The organism is Proteus sp. FZP2095 (assembly GCF_023701425.1).
In the GTDB taxonomy this organism is placed as follows: Bacteria; Pseudomonadota; Gammaproteobacteria; order Enterobacterales; family Enterobacteriaceae; genus Proteus; species Proteus cibarius.
In genome coordinates this window covers 1-488 of sequence record NZ_JAMQBJ010000024.1, presented here as the reverse complement: position 1 = coordinate 488, position 488 = coordinate 1, and the positions used below count along the sequence as shown (strand labels likewise).

Below are 488 nucleotides of genomic sequence, written 5' to 3'. Positions count from 1 at the left end.
ATCCTCCAAGGCTAAATACTCCTGATTGACCGATAGTGAACCAGTACCGTGAGGGAAAGGCGAAAAGAACCCCGGCGAGGGGAGTGAAAAAGAACCTGAAACCGTGTACGTACAAGCAGTAGGAGCCCCATCACTCAAGTGCCTCGCACTGAGTGATTGGACAAACCACTCGAAAACAGCGCAGCGTTTACCTACAAAGTGGATTGATTTTTTCAAGCCGTCGCGCAGTGTACATAGAAGTACACGAGCAACGGAAGTTAAAAAATCGAGCCAGTTTGACAGTAAAAGCAAGCGGGACATTTGAGGATGGGGTGACTGCGTACCTTTTGTATAATGGGTCAGCGACTTATATTCTGTAGCGAGGTTAACCGTATAGGGGAGCCGTAGGGAAACCGAGTCTTAACTGGGCGAATGAGTTGCAGGGTATAGACCCGAAACCCGGTGATCTATCCATGGGCAGGTTGAAGGTTGGGTAACACTAACTGGAG

Annotated in this window: 1 rRNA gene; it reads left to right on the top strand. The window is 49.0% G+C overall.

What is annotated here, in order from left to right:
* Nucleotides 1-488 (top strand): 23S ribosomal RNA (locus tag NBG71_RS18680); the annotation flags it as partial.